We start from the raw sequence: 905 nt of genomic DNA, 5'->3' as shown, positions 1-905 counted from the left end.
GGCTTCTGCACGGGAAGGCGACGGCGCGCACCGGGAGGCTGAGGGGGCGCGACCTGACCGACCCGCGGCAGCCGCGGTTCACCCTGCTGCTCGACGACCGGGCCGGTTCGCTGCCGCCCGCCGGTTTCGAGGAGGCCGTCGATGTCGCCGCGTCGCTGCTCGTCGCGTCCGCGCTGGCTGGTCATCACAGCAGGCTCGTCACCTCGACTGGCCTGGACATGCCGACCGCTGGCGGCCCGCCCGCCGCGCGGCGCCTGCTCGACGAGCTGTGCGAGCTGGGGCAGGACGGTGGGAGCACGGGGACGGTCATGCCCGCGGTGCTGTCCGCGAGCCGTGGGTCCGGTGGCGGTTCGCTCGTCGTCGTCAGTGGCGGTCTCGCCGAGCCCGCCGCGCTGGCGTTGATGCGACGGCGGTTCGGGGTGATCTTCCTGATCGCGCTGTCCGAGACCGCGCGGGGCCAGGGCGTGGTCGCCGGGGCACGGGTGGTCGCGGCGGCGACCGCGGTGGAGGCCGTTCGCCGCTGGAACGAGATCGCGACATGACGGCCGCCCGGATTCTGCCCACCGCCTGCGTGGCGCTCAGCGTCGCGATAGCGGGCCTGCTGTTCGCGCCGGTCTTCGGCCTCGGCGCGTTGCTGCTGCCGGTCGGGGTGGTCGCGGCCGTGGTGTTCGCCGTGGCCGCGCTGTGCTCGGGAAAGGCGGCGCTGGAGCCTTGGCGGCCGGTGCTTGCTCTCGTCGCCGGGCTGCTCGCTGTCACCGAAACCGTGCTCTGGCCGACGACGTCGTCCGGCCTGCCGACCGGGGAGACGGTCAGCGGGCGGGTCGCGGGCGTCACCGATTCGTGGCGGCTGGCGCTGCAGTCCACCTGGCCCGCGCGGCCCGATGCCACCGTCCTGCTCTTCGTGC

Annotated in this window: 1 protein-coding gene and 1 pseudogene; both read left to right on the top strand. The window is 74.7% G+C overall.

The window, feature by feature from the left end:
- A partial coding sequence (locus tag QMK34_RS26485; protein WP_326417115.1) for a DUF58 domain-containing protein occupies positions 1-542 on the top strand: 542 nt, incomplete at its 5' end.
- A pseudogene (locus QMK34_RS26480) lies at positions 539-905 on the top strand (transglutaminase TgpA family protein); the annotation flags it as partial. The gene QMK34_RS26485 and the pseudogene QMK34_RS26480, both read left to right, overlap by 4 nt.

Source organism: Amycolatopsis sp. H20-H5, assembly GCF_035828755.1.
Lineage (GTDB): Bacteria > Actinomycetota > Actinomycetes > Mycobacteriales > Pseudonocardiaceae > Amycolatopsis.
Note: the sequence above shows the minus strand (reverse complement) of the source record. Positions and strands in the feature narration are given on the sequence as shown.